This is a genomic window from Phyllobacterium sp. P30BS-XVII, from assembly GCF_014138335.1.
Taxonomy (GTDB): Bacteria; Pseudomonadota; Alphaproteobacteria; order Rhizobiales; family Rhizobiaceae; genus Phyllobacterium; species Phyllobacterium meliloti.
On sequence record NZ_JACGXO010000008.1, the window covers coordinates 185098 to 206015 of the forward strand.

Annotated in this window: 19 protein-coding genes; 13 read left to right on the top strand and 6 right to left on the bottom strand. The window is 52.5% G+C overall.

The window, feature by feature from the left end; all coding sequences use genetic code 11:
• Positions 1 to 173: 173 nt before the first annotated feature.
• On the top strand, positions 174 to 1037 hold the full coding sequence (locus tag FHW17_RS20715; protein ID WP_112522384.1) for an AraC family transcriptional regulator: 864 nt from the start codon (positions 174 to 176) through the stop codon (positions 1035 to 1037).
• 82 nt (positions 1038 to 1119) lie between these two features.
• On the opposite strand, the gene FHW17_RS20720 is transcribed toward FHW17_RS20715, so the two are convergent.
• The 3 genes from FHW17_RS20720 to FHW17_RS20730 form a co-directional block, all read right to left on the bottom strand.
• On the bottom strand, positions 1120 to 1293 hold the full coding sequence (locus FHW17_RS20720; RefSeq protein ID WP_091881418.1) for a hypothetical protein: 174 nt from the start codon (positions 1291 to 1293) through the stop codon (positions 1120 to 1122).
• 585 nt (positions 1294 to 1878) lie between these two features.
• Positions 1879 to 3069, bottom strand: coding sequence for a cyclopropane fatty acyl phospholipid synthase (cfa, locus tag FHW17_RS20725; RefSeq protein ID WP_182510716.1), 1191 nt, complete (start codon positions 3067 to 3069; stop codon positions 1879 to 1881).
• Positions 3070 to 3399: 330 nt separating this feature from the next.
• The gene (locus FHW17_RS20730) at positions 3400 to 3759 is read right to left on the bottom strand and encodes a hypothetical protein (protein ID WP_182510717.1); all 360 of its coding nucleotides are present in this window, start codon (positions 3757 to 3759) and stop codon (positions 3400 to 3402) included.
• Positions 3760 to 4592: 833 nt separating this feature from the next.
• Here FHW17_RS20730 and FHW17_RS20735 point away from each other — a divergent pair.
• Complete coding sequence (locus FHW17_RS20735; RefSeq protein WP_112522385.1) at positions 4593 to 5180, top strand: response regulator; 588 nt, start codon at positions 4593 to 4595, stop codon at positions 5178 to 5180.
• Positions 5181 to 5283: 103 nt separating this feature from the next.
• Here FHW17_RS20735 and FHW17_RS20740 read toward each other — a convergent pair whose 3' ends face one another.
• Positions 5284 to 6882: an ABC transporter substrate-binding protein gene (locus FHW17_RS20740; protein WP_182510718.1), complete on the bottom strand. Its 1599-nt coding sequence runs from the start codon at positions 6880 to 6882 to the stop codon at positions 5284 to 5286.
• Between the two features lie 164 nt (positions 6883 to 7046).
• On the opposite strand from FHW17_RS20740, the gene pepT reads away from it, so the two are divergent.
• From pepT to FHW17_RS20780, 8 genes are all read left to right on the top strand, one after another.
• Positions 7047 to 8285 (top strand): peptidase T, encoded by a 1239-nt coding sequence (gene pepT / locus FHW17_RS20745; protein ID WP_182510719.1) that lies wholly within the window; start codon positions 7047 to 7049, stop codon positions 8283 to 8285.
• A 253-nt stretch (positions 8286 to 8538) separates the two neighbouring features.
• On the top strand, positions 8539 to 9423 hold the full coding sequence (locus tag FHW17_RS20750; RefSeq protein ID WP_112522307.1) for a helix-turn-helix domain-containing protein: 885 nt from the start codon (positions 8539 to 8541) through the stop codon (positions 9421 to 9423).
• Positions 9424 to 9598: 175 nt separating this feature from the next.
• Positions 9599 to 10456, top strand: a complete 858-nt coding sequence (locus FHW17_RS20755; protein ID WP_348643767.1) for an ABC transporter substrate-binding protein — start codon at positions 9599 to 9601, stop codon at positions 10454 to 10456.
• Positions 10457 to 10511: 55 nt separating this feature from the next.
• Positions 10512 to 12044 carry a sugar ABC transporter ATP-binding protein gene (locus FHW17_RS20760; protein ID WP_182510720.1) on the top strand — a complete coding sequence of 511 codons (1533 nt, stop codon included), beginning with the start codon at positions 10512 to 10514 and terminating at the stop codon, positions 12042 to 12044.
• A 10-nt stretch (positions 12045 to 12054) separates the two neighbouring features.
• Complete coding sequence (locus FHW17_RS20765) at positions 12055 to 13017, top strand: ABC transporter permease (protein ID WP_210275986.1); 963 nt, start codon at positions 12055 to 12057, stop codon at positions 13015 to 13017.
• A 38-nt stretch (positions 13018 to 13055) separates the two neighbouring features.
• The gene (locus FHW17_RS20770) at positions 13056 to 14138 is read left to right on the top strand and encodes an alcohol dehydrogenase catalytic domain-containing protein (protein ID WP_182510722.1); all 1083 of its coding nucleotides are present in this window, start codon (positions 13056 to 13058) and stop codon (positions 14136 to 14138) included.
• 5 nt (positions 14139 to 14143) lie between these two features.
• Positions 14144 to 15769: an FGGY-family carbohydrate kinase gene (locus FHW17_RS20775; protein WP_182510723.1), complete on the top strand. Its 1626-nt coding sequence runs from the start codon at positions 14144 to 14146 to the stop codon at positions 15767 to 15769.
• A gap of 168 nt (positions 15770 to 15937) precedes the next feature.
• A complete protein-coding gene (locus tag FHW17_RS20780; protein ID WP_182510724.1) occupies positions 15938 to 16852 on the top strand; it encodes an SMP-30/gluconolactonase/LRE family protein in 915 nt (304 codons plus the stop codon).
• 9 nt (positions 16853 to 16861) lie between these two features.
• On the opposite strand, the gene FHW17_RS20785 is transcribed toward FHW17_RS20780, so the two are convergent.
• Together FHW17_RS20785 and FHW17_RS20790 are read right to left on the bottom strand one after the other, a co-directional pair.
• Positions 16862 to 18232: an MATE family efflux transporter gene (locus FHW17_RS20785; protein WP_210275978.1), complete on the bottom strand. Its 1371-nt coding sequence runs from the start codon at positions 18230 to 18232 to the stop codon at positions 16862 to 16864.
• A gap of 96 nt (positions 18233 to 18328) precedes the next feature.
• Entirely contained in the window at positions 18329 to 18973 is a 645-nt protein-coding gene (locus FHW17_RS20790; RefSeq protein WP_182510725.1) for a DUF2239 family protein, read from the bottom strand.
• 141 nt (positions 18974 to 19114) lie between these two features.
• On the opposite strand from FHW17_RS20790, the gene FHW17_RS20795 reads away from it, so the two are divergent.
• The 3 genes from FHW17_RS20795 to FHW17_RS20805 all read left to right on the top strand — a co-directional run bounded on the left by FHW17_RS20795 (position 19115) and on the right by FHW17_RS20805 (position 20917).
• On the top strand, positions 19115 to 19450 hold the full coding sequence (locus FHW17_RS20795; RefSeq protein WP_112522315.1) for a GIY-YIG nuclease family protein: 336 nt from the start codon (positions 19115 to 19117) through the stop codon (positions 19448 to 19450).
• A gap of 164 nt (positions 19451 to 19614) precedes the next feature.
• Entirely contained in the window at positions 19615 to 20160 is a 546-nt protein-coding gene (locus FHW17_RS20800; RefSeq protein ID WP_112522316.1) for a sigma-70 family RNA polymerase sigma factor, read from the top strand.
• Positions 20144 to 20917, top strand: a complete 774-nt coding sequence (locus FHW17_RS20805; protein ID WP_112522317.1) for an anti-sigma factor — start codon at positions 20144 to 20146, stop codon at positions 20915 to 20917. The genes FHW17_RS20800 and FHW17_RS20805 overlap by 17 nt, the downstream gene beginning before the upstream one ends.
• Position 20918 lies beyond the last annotated feature (1 nt).

Sequence of the window (20918 nt, forward strand, 5' to 3'; positions counted from 1 at the left end):
TGGGCTCCAAAGATCAGTTTTTTCCTGTCTTTCCCTCTTTCAACATTGGTCGCAAACAGTTCATCTGCTGTTCTTACCCAGCATTATGCGTATATTCATGGGAGCGACTAGAGAGGGATTATGCTTTTGAGGGTAATTTTGTGCTGCGCAAACTGATCGATACCGGGCATACCATGAAGACGGTTTCCCTGCCGCGGGGGCGCCACACGCTTCACACCATGCCAACCAGCACCGGTTATGAAGTGCGCCGCAATGAAACCTATGATTGGGATGGCCGCAAGCGGGGACAAACCCCCTTTACTGTCCTGCAACATACGATCAGCGGAACGGGTACGCTGCGTTATGAAAACCGGAACTATAAGGTGCGGGAGGGTGAAACTCTGCTCGTACTTGTGCCACACAACCACCGCTATTGGCTGGAGAAGGGCGATCACTGGGAGTATTTCTGGATTTCGATGAATGGTGAGGAAGCATTGCGCATTCATCGCTCGATTCTTGCGGCTCAGGGACCAGTTTTGAAGCTGCCAAGTGAGACGATCGAGCATCTTGCCGATTGCAGCATGCGCCTGATCATGGATGCGGAAACAGCGGGCCGCGCGTCCGCCATTGCCTATGAAGCAGCCATGGCACTTTACGATGGCGTGTTCGGCTCGCACCCGGTTGATCAGCATGAGAAGACGGTCATGCAGCCGGTCATTGATCACATCAGTGCCAATCTCGATAAACCACTTCCCGTTGAAGAACTGGCAAATGTTTCTGGCCTCAGCCGTGCGCATTTCTCGCGCGTCTTTGCCGAGTGTGAAGGTCTACCACCGGCGGAATTTGTCCTGCAGAAGCGCATGCAGCGCGCAACTAAGCTTCTGACAAACGCAGCCTTCCTGCCGGTTAAGGAGGTTGCGATCATGACCGGTTTTGACGATGCCAATTATTTTTCAAAGGTGTTCAGGCGGATATATGGGGCAAGCCCAACCGAGTTCCGCACAACTGGAATGTATGCCAGCATTCCGAACCGCATTGCTGATGTGGACGCAGAATAGTACTCAACCCACGAGTTGTGGCTCGTGAGATGGCAGATGGCGTTTATCGCCGGGTGGCGATTGGGCGAACAGTTCGCTGGTTTTAAACGCCTTTAAACAGGCTACCGGCTGCAAGTACGATAAAAGCAACAAGCAGCAACCAATAGCTGTAAGCGCCAAGAACTCCCACCGCGATTCCGACCACCGGAAGCAGCGATAACACAGCCAGTATCACCGCGATAATAAACACAATTTTCGTAGGTGCGCTCAGTTGCATAAAGTTTCTCCTTTTTGAAACCGTTACCTCGCGGATTATACCATAGGTTGTAGAAACATGGGAGAAAACACAAAGAGCGTCAAAACATGGATGATTGCGACCATCCACTTCGATGCAATATAATGATTTTTCGCGATTACGCGGGGGGCAAAGCAAAAAGGCCCAACGCGGGAGGAGGTTGCTGCATTCGGCGTTAGGATTTCTGGGAGGAAAGAACCTAACATCCTCAAAATAGCATCGCTTAAATTTAGAGCAACATACAAAGTTGCATATTAGCTATGCAAATTATCGCGTTGCGATTTGATAAGAATCGGAACGCAACGTGTCGTCATGCGGCAGCGTGTTCAGAATTTGATTATTTCTCGCATTCGTGCCGATAGAAGGACGTTCGCCAAAGCTATCTTGTGCGGGTAGAGGTCGAAGGACCGGAGGACCGGAGGACCGGAGGACCGGAGGACAAAGCCAACCTCGGCGCGAAACTCAGTCATGTCAGTTGCCAGCCGACGTGGTGCCTCTTCACGGCAAGATCGCTATCCCTCTCGTTCTCAAGGCAGCCCCGCGTTTCAATGCGGCTTACATCGCAGCTCAGGAATGCCTGAGGTGGCCCCCCGGAACACCCGATGGCGAGAGAACCGTTTGCCAAAGCTGTATCTGGCGAGCCCGGAAACATCCTGCCATGCACAGGAGATAGTATCGCCACATCCGATAGAACCGCTCGCCGTACTTTGTCGCGAATTGCGGCCATGCCGCTTCAAATCGAGCATGCCACGCCATTAATGTCTTGTCATAGTCCGCGCCGAAATTATGAACGTCTTCGATGACAAATCGGCCATCCACACTGGTGGATATCTCATTCAGGGATGGCAGTTCACCGTTGGGGAAAATATAGCGGTCGAACCACGGGTCTATGACGTTACGGGTGCGTTTTCTTCCAATCGTATGCAGCAGAAACAATCCGTCTGCGACCAGACTGCGTTTGCTGGTATCGAAAAAAGCGCCGTAATTTTTGTGGCCGACATGCTCAAACATGCCGATTGATGCGATACGGTCGAATTTCTCCTGACCGTCTACATTGAACGAGCGATAATCGGCCAGACGAAACTCCACAGGCAGTCCGCTTAGCTTTTGACGCGCGAACTCTGCCTGCTCCTTGGATATCGTCAATCCAACACAGGAAACGCCGTAGTTTTCTGAAGCAAATTGCATAAGGCTGCCCCAGCCGCAACCAATGTCCAGAAGCCGCATTCCAGGTTGAAGGCCGAGCTTACGGCAAACGAGATCGAGCTTTGCTGCCTGCGCATCCTCGAGATTGTCTGCCTCTCTCCAATATCCGCAGGAATAGGTCAGGCGGCTATCGAGCATTGCAGAAAAGAGGTCATTGCCAACGTCGTAATGTGCCTTGCCGACCTGCCATGACCGCCTGCTATTTTGCAGGTTGAGCAAACGTGCCTTTAATGTCTGCACAATGTCTTTTGCCGTGACATGCTCTGTCAGATTGGCCTGAAATATCCGTTCAAAGAAGATATCCAGCGACGCGCAGTCCCACCAGCCATCCATGTAGCTTTCACCGAGTCCCAAGCTGCCCTGAGCCAGTATGCGGGTAGGGGCTCTTTCATCCTTGATCTGAATATCCCATGGAGCGTCGCCATTAATCCGGATTCCGGCACGACCAAGAAGATTACCCAGCGTTCCGATAGCGGAAGCTTTCGTGCCGCTGGGTGTCACAGGCTGCGGGGCTGCTTTCCTCGTCGATCCATTGTCCAAATCAAGGTCCATGCTAGCTCCCGCATCGGCATTTTTGACTGTACGGTCAAACCGTCCATGGGAGCTATATGAGCAGTATGGATGGTAAAATGTCAAAACCTTCATGGAACTGCACATTTACCAGATATACAGTCGAAGGGATTGCGTGTTGGAGGGGAACCAGCATGACCTTTCGCTGAAAATCCTGACGAATCGCTGCAACAATGATTTACCCATCGCGTGGGTCTTGGGCGTCAATGACCGTGTTATTGACCACTCGGGCTTGTTGAATGTTGCTGCAATGGATTTGCTTGAGGAATACTGGTCGCCCGTCAGCTTAGCCGTAATAGCATTCCAGCGCCGTTACTTCGACGTTGCGCAGGTTTCCACGCTTTGCTCGACCTCATTTGCTTTTTCATCGACGTTGTTTTGTTTGAGTTTGGCAGCGGCCGAGGAGACACGGGAGGCTCGTGCCTGGGCGACGTGCGCCATCTTTGCGCGGCGGACTTGCCTCCTCGCCGACTTTTGTCCCTGGTCCGTTTGTTGTGCGTGGATGAGCAGGGTGATAATGGCGTTTACAGCATCATCAGCAACGATTGATTTAAGGACTGCAGGATTCATCTTGTTTCGATAAAGGGCTATCATCAGAACATCTTGGGCTGCACGCCTAAAACGATATAACTCTCGCGGTTTGATCGGGTGTGCCGCCTGGAAATCATTCATGCCTTGTCCAGTATGTGGTAGATGGCATTTGCCATTATTTCCAACGTGTGTCCGACGAGCCTCTCAGGTGAGGCAACTTTGAGCAGTGTAGTACGCGTCCAGATGAGAATAAATATGTATGGCTACCTAGGGTTGGCTATCCCTTGCGGCGTCCCGTGCCGGTTCCATGGCGTGTTCGATGAATTTAAAGGCTCGGCGCTCGCTGCGAGTAATTGGCCATGCAAAATGTTGCAGTCCGGGTGGAGCGTCAAAGGTTTCAGGCAACGTATTTAACATCATGCACAACATGCAAATGTCAGAATTAGACCGCTAGGTACAAATACGAATGTATTATCCCCATGCGCTATGATCCTATTACGCCGGTGCAACATTATTTTGAATGAATTCGTATTCTATAGAGATTTATAAAGGGGTTTCATAATGCCGGATTGCCAAGACCATCTATGGTTAAATCGTTGAAGTCTATTCTTGTGGCAGTATTTCATCGACATATTTTTCAGGTTCGAATCCATGGGTGAATGGCGCAAGTTCGATCTGGGGGGAAGAACGATGTTTCAGGTGCTATTCCCCCCTACGCACAGGTATCAAAATTGGAAGAATCGGCTTTCGTTGTCGGCTTAAGTGTTCCAGCGACACTATCCCGAATGATGGGGTTCATGCCTGTCAGCGGTAGCACTTGTCATCACCCGCGGGTCGTCACTTGGGAGACTGCAAATTCGAGTTCGTTCTCGATGTCGAAAGTTCGGTATGACCGGCAACAAAGTTAGTGTCTTGAATGACCGAGGCGCCCTATTTACAATGTGTCTGTCACAACCGGACAAGGTGATGCTTTGATGCGCTATCCAGTCTACCTCGTTGATGATGATTCTGCCGTCAGAGAAGGGCTTTGCTTGCTCTTTGAAGCCTACAAGATAGATGTTGTGACCTTCAGCGATCCTGTAGACTTTCTCCAAAAAGTTGATCCGCTACCGCCCGGTTATTTGCTTCTGGATTTGCAGATGCCCGAACTGTCGGGACTGGAGCTGCAAAGGGAACTGATATCAAGAGATATCATATGGCCGATCATAATCATCACCGGACATGGCGATTTGAACAGTTGCAGGGATGCATTCAAATCCGGTGTTGTGGACTTTCTTTCAAAGCCCGTTGATCAGGAGCAATTATTCGAGGCCTTGAACAAGGCAGATCATGCGCTCGTGGTTGCGTTGGAAAAACGGGAAACAGAGACGTTGCTTGCGACATTAACTCGCCGTGAAAATGAAATCCTCAGCCTCGTCTGCAGGGGATGGGGCTCGAGGGAAATTGCCGGTGCCCTAAACATTTCGCTGCGAACGGTCGATGCGCATAGGGCCAATATTTCTGAAAAACTGGGCACCTCGTCGGTGGCGGAGTTTGTTCAGATGAAGATAGCCATTCAATAAAGCACTCTCTCACATCGCGTCGCCAGCATCCGGTTCGGTATCGGATGGGAAATCGGCAGCTGAGCAGGTTAGATCAGTATCCTTGCTCAGCTGCGTGTTGTTCCTATTCTTCTATATCAACATCTTCGAAGAGGTTGCCGCCAAACGGATCAACCCGGAAGTCTTTGACCTTGGCACTGATGGGTTGTTGCACGACCTGATGGGCAATCGTCATCCATGGTGCCTGTTCTTTGAACACAACTTGCGCTTGTTCGTATAGCTTGGTTCTCGCGGCCTGATCCGTTGTGAGCTTTGCAGCTTGAATAAGCTTCTCAAAATCCTCATTGCACCAGTTGGCACGATTGCCACTGCCTATGGCCTGACAGCCGAGAAGAGCAGCAAGGAAATTGTCCGGATCGGCAATTCCGCCCGTCCAACCAACAATGACAGCGCCATCCCGATCCTTCTCCAACGATCTTTTCAGATATTCGGTCCAATCATAGGAAATGATTTCGACCTTGATCCCTACCTTTGCCAAATCGGCTTGCATCATCTCGGCCGCGCGGCGCGCATTCGGCATATAAGGACGTTGAACCGGCATTGCCCAGATCTTCATCGAAAGATCGTTCACGCCTGCTTCGGCCAGTAGTTTTTTCGATTGTTCTGGATCGTATGGATCGTCCTTAATCGCCTTGTTGTAAGACCAGACGCCGGGTGGGATTGCATTGACGGCGACAATCCCGGTCGAACCATAAATTGCATCGATAATCGCCTGCTTATTGACAGCCATATTGATGGCTTTGCGCACGCGAACATCGTTAAAAGGAACAGCCAATGTGTTATATGCCAGGAAGCCAACATTAAGGCCTTCCTTTTGCAGCACATTGATCGCCGGATTGGCTTTCATCTCTGGAATATCCGCCGGATTCGGATAGGCCATAACGTGGCATTCACCTGCCTTCAGTTTCTGATATCGGACAGAGGCATCAGGCGTGACGGCGAAGATCAGATCATCGATCTTTTGCTTGCCTCCCCAATAGTCAGGATTGGCTTGCAGGCGAATGACCGTATCCGGTTGATAATCGACAAACTGATAGGGTCCTGTCCCGATAGGGAATAGACCCAGTTGATCCTGCTTACCCTCAGCCAGAAGCTTGTCCGCATATTCCTTTGACTGGATCACCGCAAATGTGAGCGACAAGGAGGCGATCATGGTTGCTTCTGGCCGGGTGAGGATGAACTTGACGGTACTGTCGTCAAGTTTTTCGATTTTTTCGATCAGGCTTGGAAATGAATAGGAATTGTACTGTGGCCAAACCCCTTTGCCATTGTAGGGATTGGCTTTGTTGCCCTGCCGATCAAAGGTAAATATGACATCATCGGCATTGAAATCCCGTGTTGGGCTAAAATAACTGGTGGTCTGAAACTTTACGCCCTTGCGAAGATGGAACGTGTATTCTTTGCCATCCGCGGAAATATCCCAGCTCTCGGCAAGTCCAGGCTCAAGTTCGGTTGAGCCGCGTTTTATCTTGATAAGACCATTGGAAACGTTGCGCGCGGAGGCGTCGTAAGTTGCACCTGACGTGGTTGCAGCAGCGTCGAAGCCATCCGGGGATGCTTCCGAGCAATAGATCAATGTTTTTGCCGAGGCAGCGGTTAGTGCCGGTCCACTCAATGCGATTGCTAGAATGGTCGCTGAAAAAATCTTTTCGGGGAGCTTCATATCGTCCTGTCTCTTCTAGGAATCAACTTGCCGCAGTTGGTGGGATTAGAATTTATCAACGAGGGTTTGAAACAATGCAATACAAATGTATCAATCAATAAACACTTGTCGCAAGAGGGGGAATCATTGAAATCAACCCCCTCGGTCAGATGTAAGGAACCCCGATGGACGTTGTTGAACGATTTTTGAATTACACCCGTATCAACACTACCACAGTGCCGGGGGCGGGGCATTTGCCCTCAAGCTCGGGGCAGTCGGTTTTGGCGCGCTTGCTGGCTGGCGAATTGCGGGCGCTGGGTCTGAGCGTTGAGGAAAGAGACCACTCAATCGTAGTGGGTACGCTTCCATCCAACGTGACGGATAAAGGCCGTAGAATTCCGACCGTTGCGTGGGTAGCCCATCTGGATACCAGCCACGAGTATAATACGGATACGCATGCTCAGATCATAGATTACAATGGCGGTGACATCGTGCTGAACGAAGCACTTGATGTCGTTATGCGAGCAGGCGAGTTTCCTGAACTCGAACGTTACGTCGGGGATCGCATTATCGTCACCGATGGAACAAGCCTGCTCGGTGCAGACAACAAATCGGCCATCGCCGAGATTATGCATGCAATGCAGACTCTCCAGTCGAATCCGCAAATCAAGCACGGCGACGTGAAAGTTGTCTTTGTTCCGGACGAAGAAATCGGTCTTCTGGGCGCCAAGGCACTGGATGTCGCATCTCTCAATGCAGACTTCGCCTATACACTGGATTGTTGTGCGATCGGCGAGATTGTCTATGAGAACTGGAACGCGGGTGAGTTCCACATAACGGTGCGGGGCCAGACGGCCCACCCGATGTCCGCCAAAGGAAAACTGCGCAATGCGGTTCTATTTGCCCAGCAGTTCATATCCATGCTGCCGGCAGGGGAACGCCCTGAATATACGGAAAACCGGGAAGGCTATTATTGGGTAAAATCCATCCATGGCACCGTTGCCGAGGCTCGAATTGTCCTCGATATCCGCGATTTTACACAGGCCGGTTTTGAGCATCGGCGTCACTTCGTGCAGAACCTTGTTGAAAGTTTTAACCAGCTCCACGGTGCCCAGACCATAGTTTCCACTTATACCCCCATGTATCGCAATGTTGCCGAAAGTCTGCAGGGCTCTAATCGCTATCCAGTCGATCTGGCACTGGAAGCCATGCGGGCAATTGGAGTGGAGCCCAAGTCTATTCCAATGCGCGGTGGTTACGACGGAGCCGTACTCTCGGAAAAAGGTTTGCCATGCCCCAATCTCTTTTGTGGGGCTCACAACTTCCATTCGCTCTACGAGTTTCTTCCGGTTGGATCGCTCATCAAAGCGTCCGAAATGGTTGTTGAGATCCTGCGCCGTGCGGCTAATCCAGATCTTGGATAGGCTTTCACAATAAGCCACCCTATCAGCGCATCCGTTGCATATTTTGAAGTTTAAGTATGCAAAATATCAAAAAAGTATCAGTGTGATGCTGAAAACGAGGTAGCTGAATTGCTGCCGCGGGTTTAATACTTTGTTCAAGAGCCAGAGAATGGTCGGTGAACTTGGAGGAGGATCAACACCACAAGCAAACCGGCTCGTTATCCGAATTACCAACGCAGGCGGCTCAGTGCGTTTCATTGCCGGAGGAGGGCCAATGAGACCAGATCTTGAAGTTGTACAGATTTGCCGTGGTGAAGCCTTCAAAGCTTGGTCGCACGGATATCCTTATCATACGGTTCGGTGGCATTTTCACCCTGAGTATGAAATCCATTTGATTGTAGAGACATCCGGCCGTTATTTCGTGGGTGATTTCATCGGTGAATTTGAACCAGGCAACCTCATTGTGACCGGACCAAATCTGCCTCACAATTGGGTCAGCAATGTGCCTGAAGGTCAGGTCATTGAGAGGCGCGGTCTGATCGTCCAGTTCACAGAACAGTTTATTGAAAATACGATGAGCGTGTTTCCGGAGCTTGCGGTTTTCAAGACGATTCTGCAGGAGAGCCCGCGCGGATTATTGTTTGATCCAGAGACAGCGAAAGCCGTAAAACCCAATCTGAGTGAACTCGTCGATGCGCATGGCGCACGTCGTATCGCCCTTTTCATGCAGATCATTCATCAATTGGTCAATGCGCAGGAGCGCAAGCCGCTGGCGAGCCACAACTACATGCCAGACCCGTCGGGTTATATGTCCGTATCGATGAACAGGGTTTTGTCCTACATCGCCGAAAACCTTACATCGCCGAAGAAGGAAAGCAGTCTGGCGGCGATTGCGGGTCAAAGCGCAAGTGCTTTCTCCCGTTCCTTTCACAAGCACACGGGTATGACGCCGGTGCAATATATCAACCGGTTGCGCATTAATCTGGCCTGTCAGCTGTTGATGAGCGAGGAGGAGATGTCCGTTACGGATATCTGTTATGAGGTGGGTTTCAATAATCTTTCGAATTTCAACCGCCAGTTTTTGGCGCTGAAGGCAATGGCACCCTCGAGATTCCGCGTGTTGCACGCAGAACAGTTCGCGAGGAAAGCGGCTGCCTGACCGGCAGCGAACACGATCATCATCGACTGAGTACTGACGCAGGAACGCAAAAAGCGATTCTGCGAAAGGGAGAGATTTATCTGTAGCGCAAATAACAAGTGGAGGAGACACAATGTTGCGTTCATTTATCAAAGCGGCTTCCGTCGCAGCAATTCTGATTGGCAGCGGCCAGACCATGGCTTTCGCACAAAGCAAGCCGCTTAAAATCGGCATGACATTTCAGGAGCTTAATAATCCTTATTTCGTTAGCATGCAGGAAGCGTTGAACTCGGCAGCAAAATCGCTTGGAGCCGATGTTGTCATTACAGACGCCCGGCACGACGTGGCCAAGCAGATTGCCGATGTTGAGGACATGATCCAGCAAGGCATCAATATTCTTCTGGTCAATCCAACTGATTCCAGCGGTATCGAAGCTGCGGTACAGGCTGCTCATGACGCCGGTATCATTGTTGTCGCGGTGGATGCTAATGCCTCTGGTCCGGTAGACAGTTTCGTAGGCTCAAAAAACCGCGATGCCGGTTATATGTCCTGCAAGTATCTTGCACAGGCGCTCGGTGGTTCTGGAGAGGTCGCCATATTGGACGGAATTCCTGTTATTCCCATCCTGCAGCGTGTTGAAGGATGCAAGGCGGCATTGGGCGAAGTGCCTGGTATCAAGATCGTAGAAGTGCAGAACGGCAAGCAGGAGCGCGACACAGCCCTGAGTGTGACCGAAAATATGATCCAGGCGCATCCCAATCTGAAGGGGATTTTCTCGGTCAATGATGGTGGTTCGATGGGTGTGCTCTCGGCCATCGAAGCAAGTGGCAAGGATATCAAACTCACCTCCGTGGATGGTGCGCCGGAGGCGGTTGAAGCCATAGGCAAAGGCGGAGCTTTCATCGAAACGACGGCGCAGTTTCCCCGTGATCAGGTGCGCATTGGTCTTGCTCTCGCTTTGGCAAAACACTGGGGTGCAAAGGTCGTTCCGCAAGCGTTACCGATCGATGTGGTCGTGGTCGATGCAAAGAACGCATCTGGTTTCAGCTGGTAACCAGGATGAGGTTTCCCGCCAGACGCGGGAAACCTCATTGCGGAGGAACGCAACGATGAGCCCACTTTTGCAGGTCGAGAATATTTCAAAGAGCTTTGTCGGCATCAAGGCGTTGACCGATGTCAGCATGATCGTCAAGGCCGGTGAAATCCACGCGCTGTTGGGTGAAAATGGTGCCGGTAAATCGACACTGATGAAAATTCTATGCGGTGTCCACAGGACCGATGCGGGCAGAATTCTGATTGAAGGGCAGGATTGTGTCTTTGCCCGGTACGAGGATGCAGTCAAGGCAGGCGTTGGTATCGTTTTTCAGGAATTCAGCCTGATCCCCTATCTCAACGCGGTTGAAAACATATTTCTCGGGCGAGAGTTGCGCTCCGCTTTCGGCATGCTCCAGCGCGGATGCATGCGCCAGCGGTCGAGAGAACTGCTCGACAGGCTTGGCATTACTATTCCGCTGGATGAGCCGGTGCAGAATTTAAGCATTGCGCAGCAGCAGTTCATTGAGATTGCCAAGGCACTGGCGCTTGATGCACGCATTCTCATTCTTGATGAGCCCACCGCAACATTAACACCAACCGAAGCCGAGCATCTCTTTGCCATCATGCGGGAACTGCGGCGTCAGGGTGTTGCAATGATTTTCATTTCACATCACCTCGATGAGATCTTTGAAATCTGCGACCGGATCACCGTTTTACGGGATGGTGGTTTTGTTGGTGAACGGGCTGTAGGCTCGACGAACATAGATGAACTTGTCGAAATGATGGTTGGCCGCAAGATCGAAAAGAGCTTTCCGCCAAAGCCGCTTAATCCGCCAAGAGACGAGATCGCGCTCGATGTCGTTGAGTTGCAATTGGCGAGTGGTGACCCGGTCAATAGTTTCAGTCTCTACAAGGGCGAAATTCTGGGATTTGCCGGGCTTGTGGGCTCAGGCCGTACGGAAACAGCGCTTGGGATAATCGGAGCAATCCCGACGACCCGTAAAAAGGTCAGGGTGCATGGAAAAGATGCCAAGCTCTCCAGTCCAAGCGATGCATTGCTGCAGGGGATCGGGCTGTTGCCGGAAGATCGCAAAGGCGAGGGCCTGATTACGTCCTCCAGCGTGCGCAACAATATGACGCTCAACAATCTGGGCAAATACAAACAATTGCACTTTTTCATCGACAGAAAGGCCGAGCGCGATGGCGCCCTCGACATGATGAAAAAGGTGAAGCTGAAGGCCAACGGCCCGGAAAGCCGTGTCGATAGTCTGTCTGGAGGCAATCAGCAAAAGATTGTCATCGCCCGATGGCTCAACCACCACGCCGACATCCTGTTCTTCGATGAACCCACGCGCGGCATCGATGTGGGTGCCAAGGCAGAAATCTACCAGCTTATGCGTGAACTGACTGAACGTGGTTTTTCCATTGTCATGATCTCTTCAGAGTTGCCCGAGATCGTCGGTATGTCTGACCGGGTGGCTGTGTTCAAACAGGGCCGGATTGCCACCATTCTGGAACCGCCGCAGATCACGCCTGAGGACATCATGCGTTACGCAACGGCAGGTGAAACCAATCACAATGCAGGTATCCATCATGACTTCGTCTGATCAAGCGCAAATGGTGGCTGGTACGGCATTCAAGCAGCAAAATCTGCTGCGGGTGCTCAGGCAGTCCCCGATTTTTTATCCATTGATAGGGCTTCTGGCCGTATCCATCATCATGGTTTTTGCCAGCGACAGCTTTCTATCCGTGGCAAACATTACCAATATCATGCGGCAGGTATCGATCATCGCCATCATCGCCGCAGGCATGACGTTCGTCATTCTGACTGGCGGGATTGATCTATCGGTCGGTGCTGTCATGGCACTTGCCGGGACCATTGCCGCGGGGCTCATGGTTGCTGGTCTCAACGCATCGCTGGCTCTTCTGGCAGGTATTGGTGTCGGCATCGGTATTGGTGTCTTTAATGGCGGGCTGGTCGCGTTTGCGGGAATGCCGTCCATCATCGTCACCCTTGCCACCATGGGCATAGCGCGCGGATTCGGGCTCATGTATTCGGGCGGCTATCCCATCAGCGGCCTGCCATCATGGATCAAGTTCTTTGGCGGCGGTACAGTTCTGGGCGTTCAAATGCCGATTCTCATCATGCTTGTTGTTTATGTGCTGGCATGGGTGCTGCTGGAACGAACGCCGTTCGGGCGGCATGTTTACGCAATCGGTGGCAATGAAACTGCGACGCGCCTTTCCGGCGTACGCGTTAGCCGTACCAAACTGTTCGTCTACATTCTCAGCGGCTTCACTGCATCGATTGCAGCCATCGTCCTGACCTCCCGTCTCATGAGCGGACAGCCCAATGCCGGCACCGGCTTTGAACTTGATGCCATCGCGGCGGTCGTCCTCGGAGGAACGTCGATAGCGGGCGGGCGCGGCTCGGTTATAGGCACACTCATCGGAGCCTTGCTTTTGGGCGTGCTGAACAACGGTCTGAACATGATGGGCGTCGATCCTTACGTCCAGAACGTGATCAAGGGCGGGATCATTCTTCTCGCCATATACATCGGCCGCGAACGGCGCAGCTAAATCTTTCCGACCAACAACCAACTTACAGAGTACGAGAAATGACTGATACAATGACTGCCATCGTTTGCCACGGGCCCAAAGACTACCGGGTCGAGACGATTGCCAAACCCATTGCCGGGCCAAATGAACTGGTTATCCGGATCGGAGCCTGCGGTATCTGTGCATCGGACAGAAAGTGCTGGTCCGGCGCTGACATGTTCTGGAAGGACCCATGGGTCAAAGCGCCTGTCGTTGCGGGCCATGAGTTCTTCGGCTATGTCGCGGAAATGGGACCGGGCGCTGATCTGCATTTTGGTGTCGCACTTGGTGATACCGTCATTGCTGAACAGATTGTTCCTTGCGGCAAATGCCGCTATTGCCAATCCGGTTCTTACTGGATGTGCGAGAAGCACGACATTTTTGGTTTTCAGAAGGATGTGGCCGACGGAGGATTGGCTGAATACATGCGCATTCCGTCCAACGCCCGTGTACACAAAATTCCGTCTAACATGCCTTTGGAAGATGCTGCGATTGTTGAGCCCCTTGCCTGCGCCATTCACACGGTCAACAGGGGCGATGTCCAACTCGATGATGTCGTGGTCATTGCTGGTGCGGGCCCATTGGGATTGATGATGGCGCAAATAGCGCATTTGAAAACACCGAAGAAACTTATCGTCATTGATCCTGTCGATGAGCGGTTGCAACTGGCCAAGGGGTTCGGTGCGGATATCGTGATTAACCCGAAGAATGAGGATGCGGTTGCCCGCGTTAAGGCGCTAACCGAGGGCTATGGCTGTGACGTTTATATCGAGGCAACAGGTGCGCCGATCGGCGTGACGCAAGGGCTGCAAATGATCCGGAAGCTGGGACGGTTCGTCGAGTTTTCGGTTTTTGGTCATGAGACCACAGCTGATTGGTCTATTATCGGGGACCGCAAGGAACTTGATCTGCGTGGTGCGCATCTGGGGCCTTATTGTTATCCCGTTGCAATCGATCTTCTTGACCGCAAGCTTGTCACTTCAAAAGGAATCGTCACCCACCACTACGATATGAATGATTGGGATGAGGCTTTGGAAGTTTCCGCGCGGCCGGATGCTGTCAAAGTACTGATGATTCCGCACTTGCGTCAGGCTGCCGAGTAAGAAGCATGAGCGGTAATGTGTTTCTTGGGATTGATGTCGGTACCGGCAGCGCGCGTGCAGGGTTGTTTAACAAACAGGGAGTGCTGCTTGCTTCCGCCAAACACCCTATTCGCACCTGGTATGAAGCTGGCGAAATCGTCGAACAATCCACGGAGGACATATGGGCCGCTGTCGCCGCGTCGATAAGAGCGGCCATTGGGCAGGCCGGTATTGTTGCGTCTGATATTGCCGGTATTGGTGTCGATGCCACCTGCTCACTTGCGGTGGTAGACCAAAACGGCGCGCCGGTGCCGGTGGGCCCATCCAATGATGCACAACGTAATGTCATCGTGTGGATGGACCACCGCGCAACTGACCAGACGGAACGCATCAATGTAACCGGTCATCCGGTTCTGAGTTATGTTGGTGGCAAGCTCTCGCCGGAAATGCAAACGCCGAAATTGCTTTGGCTCAAGGAAAACAAGCCGGAGAGTTTTGCATCTGCCGCCCATTTCTTTGATCTTGCCGATTATCTGACATGGCGGATGACAGGCAGTCTCGCTCGATCTGTTTGTACCGTCACATGCAAGTGGACCTATCTGGCTCATGAAAAGCGGTGGGATGAGAGCTATTTTCATAGCATTGGCTTGGGCGAACTTACAGAAAACGCCTTTGAGCGAATAGGCTCGAAGGTCGTTGCGGCGGGAACACCATTAGCCGGTGGACTGACCTCTCAAGCCGCTCTCGATTTCGGAATGAATGCGGGCACACCCGTCGGTGCTGGGCTCATCGATGCCCATGCTGGCGGAATTGGCACTGTCGGAGCGAGCGGACTCGGCCCGTTGGAAAACTCACTTGCCTACATCTTTGGTACGTCCGCCTGTGCCATGGCAACGACACGCGAGCCAGCTTACGTGAAAGGTATCTGGGGACCGTATTATTCGGCCATGGTCCCGGATTTGTGGCTCAATGAAGCTGGTCAATCAGCGGCGGGTGCTGCCATTGATCAATTGATACACATGCATCCGGCCTCTTCAGAGGCTGGCGTACTCGCGACGGAAGGCGGCATGTCGCTAGTGTCATGGCTTGAACAGCAGGCCGTGATGGGTGGCTCCAACCTGAGTGGAGCTGCACTACGCGCGCGAAACGTGCATGTTCTGCCGGATTTCCTGGGTAATCGCTCTCCCAATGCTGATCCCGATGCCAGGGCTATTATTGCCGGAGTTGACGCAAACCGGGATGTATCAGGATTGGTTGATCTGTATATTGCAGGGCTGTGCGGGCTTGGTTATGGCTGCCGCCAGATCATCGAGGCCCTGAAAGAACAAGGCATCAATATCACGATAGTTGTTGCAAGTGGCGGAGCGGCGCAATCAGAACTGGTTCGTCAAATTCTTGCAGATACGACGGGGGTTCCCGTTGCCGTTCCGACGAGCAGCGAGCCCGTATTGCTGGGCGCTGCCATTCTGGGATCGATGGCCGCCGGGGCATTTTCGTCAACCAGTGAAGCGATGGACGCAATGTCCCGCATCGACAAAGTTTACCACCCCGGTGGTGATGACATAGCTCAATATCACCACAGCAAAATGCAGGTCTATCGGCTCCTGCAGGTCGCTGATTGGGAAATGCGACAGCTGATGAAACCACTCTAGCCTCCCAAGGCCCGGATCACAGGCTCAAGGGCCTGTGATCCATCACTTGTGCGGATGCTCAATACCTATAGATTTGACGGTCATGACAGGCATTATCATCATCGTCGGCGTGATTGTGATTGCCGGTCAGCGCAATTTTGATCAACGCTAAACTGGTGTATCCCCCAAATGACCAATACCGAGCTTTACGAAATTCATGATCAACGCTTTCGGTCTCTCATTGTCGGAAGTGCAGCGCTTGAGGAACTCTATTCTTCCTGCCGTTGGGCCGAGGGACCGGTGTGGTTCAATGACAGTAACTGTCTTTTGTGGAGTGATATTCCCAACCAGCGTATGTTGCGCTGGGTGCCGGATGGCGGTGTTTCCGTCTTCCGGTCACCTTCCAATTTTGCCAATGGTCATACGCGGGATCGGCAAGGTCGCCTCGTATCATGCGAACACGGTACGCGCCGGGTAACAAGAACGGAAGTTGATGGAACTATAACTGTTCTGGCGGATCGCTATCTTGGCAGGAAGCTCAATTCTCCCAATGATGTGGTCGTCCATTCGAACGGCTCGGTTTGGTTTACTGATCCAACCTATGGAATTCTCTCGGATTATGAGGGGTATAAATCTGATCCTGAACAGCCGTCACGCAATGTCTATCGGCTTGATCCCTCAACCGGAGATATCACCGCGGTGGTATCGGATTTTCTTCAGCCGAACGGTCTTGTTTTTTCATCGGATGAAAGCCTGCTCTACATCGCCGATTCCGGTGCAAGCCATACGGAAGGCGCGCCACGGCATATTCGTGTATTTAATGTTGTGGATGGAAAGACATTGAACAATAGTCGTGTCTTCGCCCATATCGATAACGGGATTCCAGACGGTATGCGGGTCGATATGGATGGTAATCTCTGGTCAAGTGCGGCCGATGGCATTCACTGTTTTGGTCCCGACGGGGTATTGCTTGGCAAGATCAAAATCCCCCAGGGCGTTTCCAACCTGACTTTTGGAGGGCGCCGTCGCAACCGGTTGTTCATCACGGCGACGAAATCGCTCTACGCGATCTATGTGACAACAACCGGCGCGCAGCAGCCTTGAGGGTTTGACCTAGATCAGTCGGGAGACCTGCTGCTTGTGCCATATGAAGTGAAAAAACAGCGACTGGAAGAGCAGGATAGAGACAAACGTCGTGGCATAGGCGAACCAAATCCCGGGCAGGCCAAGCCGGGCATTCAGCCCGTACGCCAAAGGTATCTCGATTGCGAGAATAGCCAGAATTGATAAAGCTGTCGGGCCAAAAACTGTTCCGTTGGCACGCATGACGCCGGTCAAGACGCTTGTTGCCCCAACGAAAAGCAGGCTCCACAGCACAATGTGCAGAAGGTGGGTTGCCGTAGCGACGACGTTGCGGTCGGTGATAAACAGACCGATAAAGGGTTTGGCAAAGGCGTAGCCAAGCAGGACAAAACTGCCGGTGGTGACGATATTGAGTATGAGTCCCGTCCGTAAGATCTTATTGATCCGCTCCGGTCGTTCCGCGCCGATGGCATGGGATGTAAGGATCGAAGTCGTGATGCCGAGCGACATGACCGGAAACTGCACCCAGTTCAATATTTGGTTGATTGCTCCATAGGCGGCTGTTGCTTGTGCACCGTGCTGGTTTACCAGACCAAGCAGCACAATCTCTGCAATCGCCATAGTGAGTATCTGTACAGCCATCGGCACGCCGATACGCAGGATGACTTTCGCCATAATAGGATTGATGCGTATTTTCAGCAATTGCCGAAAGTCCGGGGCAAGGGGATGGTTCTTGCGCCGCCAATGCTGGCTGAGCCAAAGCAAGGCGGCGATGGACGCAATAATCGTTGAAACCGGCGCACTGGCGACGCCGAGTTGAGGCAGACCAAACCAGCCGAGGATCAGGGCGGGTGTGAAAATCAGGGAGAAAATCGTGGCAACCAACAATGCCCATAACGGTGTCACCGCATCAGATACGCCACGGCTCATTGATGTTGCCAACCAGAGTATGAAGATAAACGGCATCCCGATCAGCAATGTTCTTGCATAGGTCGTGGCTTCAGTCTGAACGCCCGCGGGTGTTCCCAGCAGCGATACAATCTTTGGAGCGAGCAAGCCGCCGCCGATGCTCACGGCAAGACCTGCAACGATCATCATGGCGAGCGCTGTGACAGCCACGGCTCGAGCCTTGCTATGGTCGCCCGCACCCCACGCCTGACCGATGAGAACAGTCGCGCCGCTGCTAACGCCAATGACGATCGCAAAGAGCACGAGGATGACGGGAAAGAATGCGGATACAGCGGCAATGGCATTGATCCCGAGAAGCTGACCCAGAAATATCCCGTCAACCGTACCGGATGCCGACTGCAGAATATTTGTCAGCATCATAGGGAGCAGGATAGCAAGGTAGATCTGCCAGAGAGGTTTTGAGGTAACGGGTGTGGTCGTTTGTTGGTTCATGTTGATTGTCAGGCACAAGCCTGCCTTTCCGGAGCGGTAGGCCACTCCAGTTCTGAGGATTTGATTGTGGGTAGTTGGGAGAGGCTGGCTTTCAGACTATCGGGAGAGGGCAGCGTCTCCGTAGGCCAGCTTTGTTGCATATCTGCTTATGTCTTCAGGCCAATCAGCAATGCGTTCAATGAATGCTTCCCGATCACCCGCAAATAAGGCGCGGATTGCCTCTTCGAAGTGGGGTAAGTTGCCTGCCATGGCGGACATGAAATGATAGGCGGCTTCCCGCGCCGCACGTATTTTTTGTTCGCTGCCGCCAGCTTTTCTGGCTTCGTCTATCAGCCTTCTCAGAACAACCGATGCGCCTCCGCTTTGTGTTGTTAACCATTCCCAATGGCGCGGCAACAGCGTGACCTCGCGCGCAATCACTCCCAGTTTTGGCCTGCCGCGTCCACGCGGAGCGGTTTCGACAGGGTCAGTCGTGGATTCTGCAACTGATTGAGGCGCTTTCGGCTGATTGCTCGCAGCCACCGAAGATTCCAGCAGTCTCGCGATGATATCCGCCTTGGTTCCGCGTAAATCAAAATCCATCGCGCGACCCGTTGCGTCTTCAAAGACAAGAAGCGGCTCAGTTGTGCGCTTTTCTTCGGATGCGTTTTTTACAGTCAATGCCACCTCAATTAGAGGGCCTGATGACAGGATGCGATTGCCCTCGAAAGCAGTGCAGGGCTTGGAAAGATGGTCGGTCATGGGATTAAACTCGCTGTTAATACGATATTTTTATCCGGATGTTAATGGCATTGTCAATATCATCCGGGTAATATTGACCGAGGCCGAATTGCTTGTTATTTGGTCTGCAACTCGAAATGTCTGAAATGATTGGAATGGCGGATGAAAACTGAAAACAGGAAGGCTGCGACGACCGCCTATAAGGAAAGAAAGCTGATTATGGGGATTTATACCGTTCGCTGCCTCGTGTCCGGCAGTGCGTGGATTGGCCAAAGCACCACTCTCGACACGATCCAGAACCGCTTGTGGTTCACACTTCGTTTCGGCAATCATCCGTGCCGGGAATTGCAGCGGGCATGGAATGATCACGGAGCCGAGAAATTCACGTTCGAAGAACTTGAACGATTGGACAATGAAGATCTGACCTATGTGCGCGATGCGCGGCTCAAGGAGCGGGCTCTATACTGGCGCTCATTGCTCGGTGGATTTGCTATTTGATCGGTGAAGATTTCCGCGAAACCTGCAAATGAAGGGCCTGATGTGGAAACACATTGTCTAGCGATGGCCCCGTTCGCGCCTGTTCAAAAGAAATAATCTGTTGGAGCTGTAAAAAATAATAGGGTGCAGCGGGAATAAAACCACGCGGGCTCCGTATACTCATTATGAAAACGCCGAAACCACGCTTTGATGTTGTTGGACAGCTTGGGTCTCTTCGCCGGTATGCCCGTTCCCTGACACGGAACGATGCTGACGCTGAGGATCTTGTTCAGGATACGCTTCTGCGCGCCTATGAGCGGCGAGGCGGGTTTCGTCACGGCAAAACGTTGCGTGGCTGGCTGCTGTCGATCCTCCATAACCGGTTCATCGACGTCAAGCGTTCAAGTGCGACAGAAGCCCGAACCTTGGAAACGGCCTATTCCCTGAATGAGACAAGCATCGATGCACCGCAGGAGCATTCCGTGCGGCTTGGCCAGGTAAGAGAAGCGTTTTTTGCACTGCCGGAGGAACAGCGATCTGCGCTCCATCTCGTGGCTATTGAGGGGCTTTCGTATGAAGAAGCGGCAGGCACGTTGAACATTCCTGTCGGGACCTTGATGTCGCGGATCAGCCGCGCTCGCGCAACGCTTCGTTCGCAGGAAACAGAAAAGCAGCCAGACAAATCTGGTCACTTGAAAATTGTAGGAGGTCGCGATGACCGAAACGATTGATCCCGTGGTTGAAGCTGATCTTGATGCTTACATTGACGATCAACTTGATGCGCTGCGACGGATTGAGGTTGCGCGCTACCTGTCACAGCACCCCGATCAGGCCGCTCGCGTTATGTCCGATTTGCAGTCGCGAGATGAACTCCGGCTCGCTTTGGCGCAAGGCCACACGACCGGCTCTCCTGAAACTTCGGAGCTTGCTCATCGTCTTGAACGGGGCCTCGGACGCGACCGGCTGTTTGGCGGGTTGCAGCGTGTGGCAGCGATTGGTGTTTTGCTCGCTTTGGGATGGATGGCACATGCGGGGTTCGGCCCTTTGACCGTCTCAAAGGTGGTGGCTGCGACACCTCCACCCGCCTATGTCTCCGATGCCATCATGGCCCATAAAACATCTTCCGTCCGTGCCGGTATGGCATCACAACCGCAAACGCGCAGTTATGACCCTGCCGAGATACGCGCATCGACCGGGATCGTCATACCTACCATGCCAGACAAGTGGAGCGTTCGCGATGTTCAGCTGTTCCCATCGAATTTCGGGCCGAGCGTCGAAATGGAAGTCCGGTCTGACAGCCTCGGTCCGGTTTCACTCTTTGCTGTTCGCCCCGGCACGTTTGACGTCGTCAAACCCAACGCTGTGCGCGTGAATGACACCTCCGCCGCCTATTTCCAGATCGGCGATGTCGCCTATGCGCTTGTTTCGGATGCTGCAACAGCAGATCTCGAAAACGCTGCGATAAGCCTTGCCAAAACCCTTTACTGAT

Excerpts from the sequence above, each read along its gene's own strand:
- FHW17_RS20795 (WP_112522315.1), top strand. The coding sequence starts at position 19,115 with ATGAAAACTGAAAACAGGAAGGCTGCGACGACCGCCTATAAGGAAAGA.
- FHW17_RS20735 (WP_112522385.1), top strand. The coding sequence starts at position 4,593 with ATGCGCTATCCAGTCTACCTCGTTGATGATGATTCTGCCGTCAGAGAA.
- FHW17_RS20715 (WP_112522384.1), top strand. The coding sequence starts at position 174 with ATGAAGACGGTTTCCCTGCCGCGGGGGCGCCACACGCTTCACACCATG.
- FHW17_RS20775 (WP_182510723.1), top strand. The coding sequence starts at position 14,144 with ATGAGCGGTAATGTGTTTCTTGGGATTGATGTCGGTACCGGCAGCGCG.
- FHW17_RS20720 (WP_091881418.1), bottom strand. The coding sequence starts at position 1,293 with ATGCAACTGAGCGCACCTACGAAAATTGTGTTTATTATCGCGGTGATA.
- FHW17_RS20780 (WP_182510724.1), top strand. The coding sequence starts at position 15,938 with ATGACCAATACCGAGCTTTACGAAATTCATGATCAACGCTTTCGGTCT.
- FHW17_RS20805 (WP_112522317.1), top strand. The coding sequence starts at position 20,144 with ATGACCGAAACGATTGATCCCGTGGTTGAAGCTGATCTTGATGCTTAC.
- FHW17_RS20750 (WP_112522307.1), top strand. The coding sequence starts at position 8,539 with ATGAGACCAGATCTTGAAGTTGTACAGATTTGCCGTGGTGAAGCCTTC.
- FHW17_RS20800 (WP_112522316.1), top strand. The coding sequence starts at position 19,615 with ATGAAAACGCCGAAACCACGCTTTGATGTTGTTGGACAGCTTGGGTCT.
- FHW17_RS20730 (WP_182510717.1), bottom strand. The coding sequence starts at position 3,759 with ATGAATGATTTCCAGGCGGCACACCCGATCAAACCGCGAGAGTTATAT.
- FHW17_RS20765 (WP_210275986.1), top strand. The coding sequence starts at position 12,055 with ATGGTGGCTGGTACGGCATTCAAGCAGCAAAATCTGCTGCGGGTGCTC.
- FHW17_RS20785 (WP_210275978.1), bottom strand. The coding sequence starts at position 18,232 with ATGAACCAACAAACGACCACACCCGTTACCTCAAAACCTCTCTGGCAG.
- cfa (WP_182510716.1), bottom strand. The coding sequence starts at position 3,069 with ATGGACCTTGATTTGGACAATGGATCGACGAGGAAAGCAGCCCCGCAG.
- FHW17_RS20770 (WP_182510722.1), top strand. The coding sequence starts at position 13,056 with ATGACTGATACAATGACTGCCATCGTTTGCCACGGGCCCAAAGACTAC.
- pepT (WP_182510719.1), top strand. The coding sequence starts at position 7,047 with ATGGACGTTGTTGAACGATTTTTGAATTACACCCGTATCAACACTACC.
- FHW17_RS20760 (WP_182510720.1), top strand. The coding sequence starts at position 10,512 with ATGAGCCCACTTTTGCAGGTCGAGAATATTTCAAAGAGCTTTGTCGGC.
- FHW17_RS20740 (WP_182510718.1), bottom strand. The coding sequence starts at position 6,882 with ATGAAGCTCCCCGAAAAGATTTTTTCAGCGACCATTCTAGCAATCGCA.
- FHW17_RS20790 (WP_182510725.1), bottom strand. The coding sequence starts at position 18,973 with ATGACCGACCATCTTTCCAAGCCCTGCACTGCTTTCGAGGGCAATCGC.
- FHW17_RS20755 (WP_348643767.1), top strand. The coding sequence starts at position 9,599 with ATGGCTTTCGCACAAAGCAAGCCGCTTAAAATCGGCATGACATTTCAG.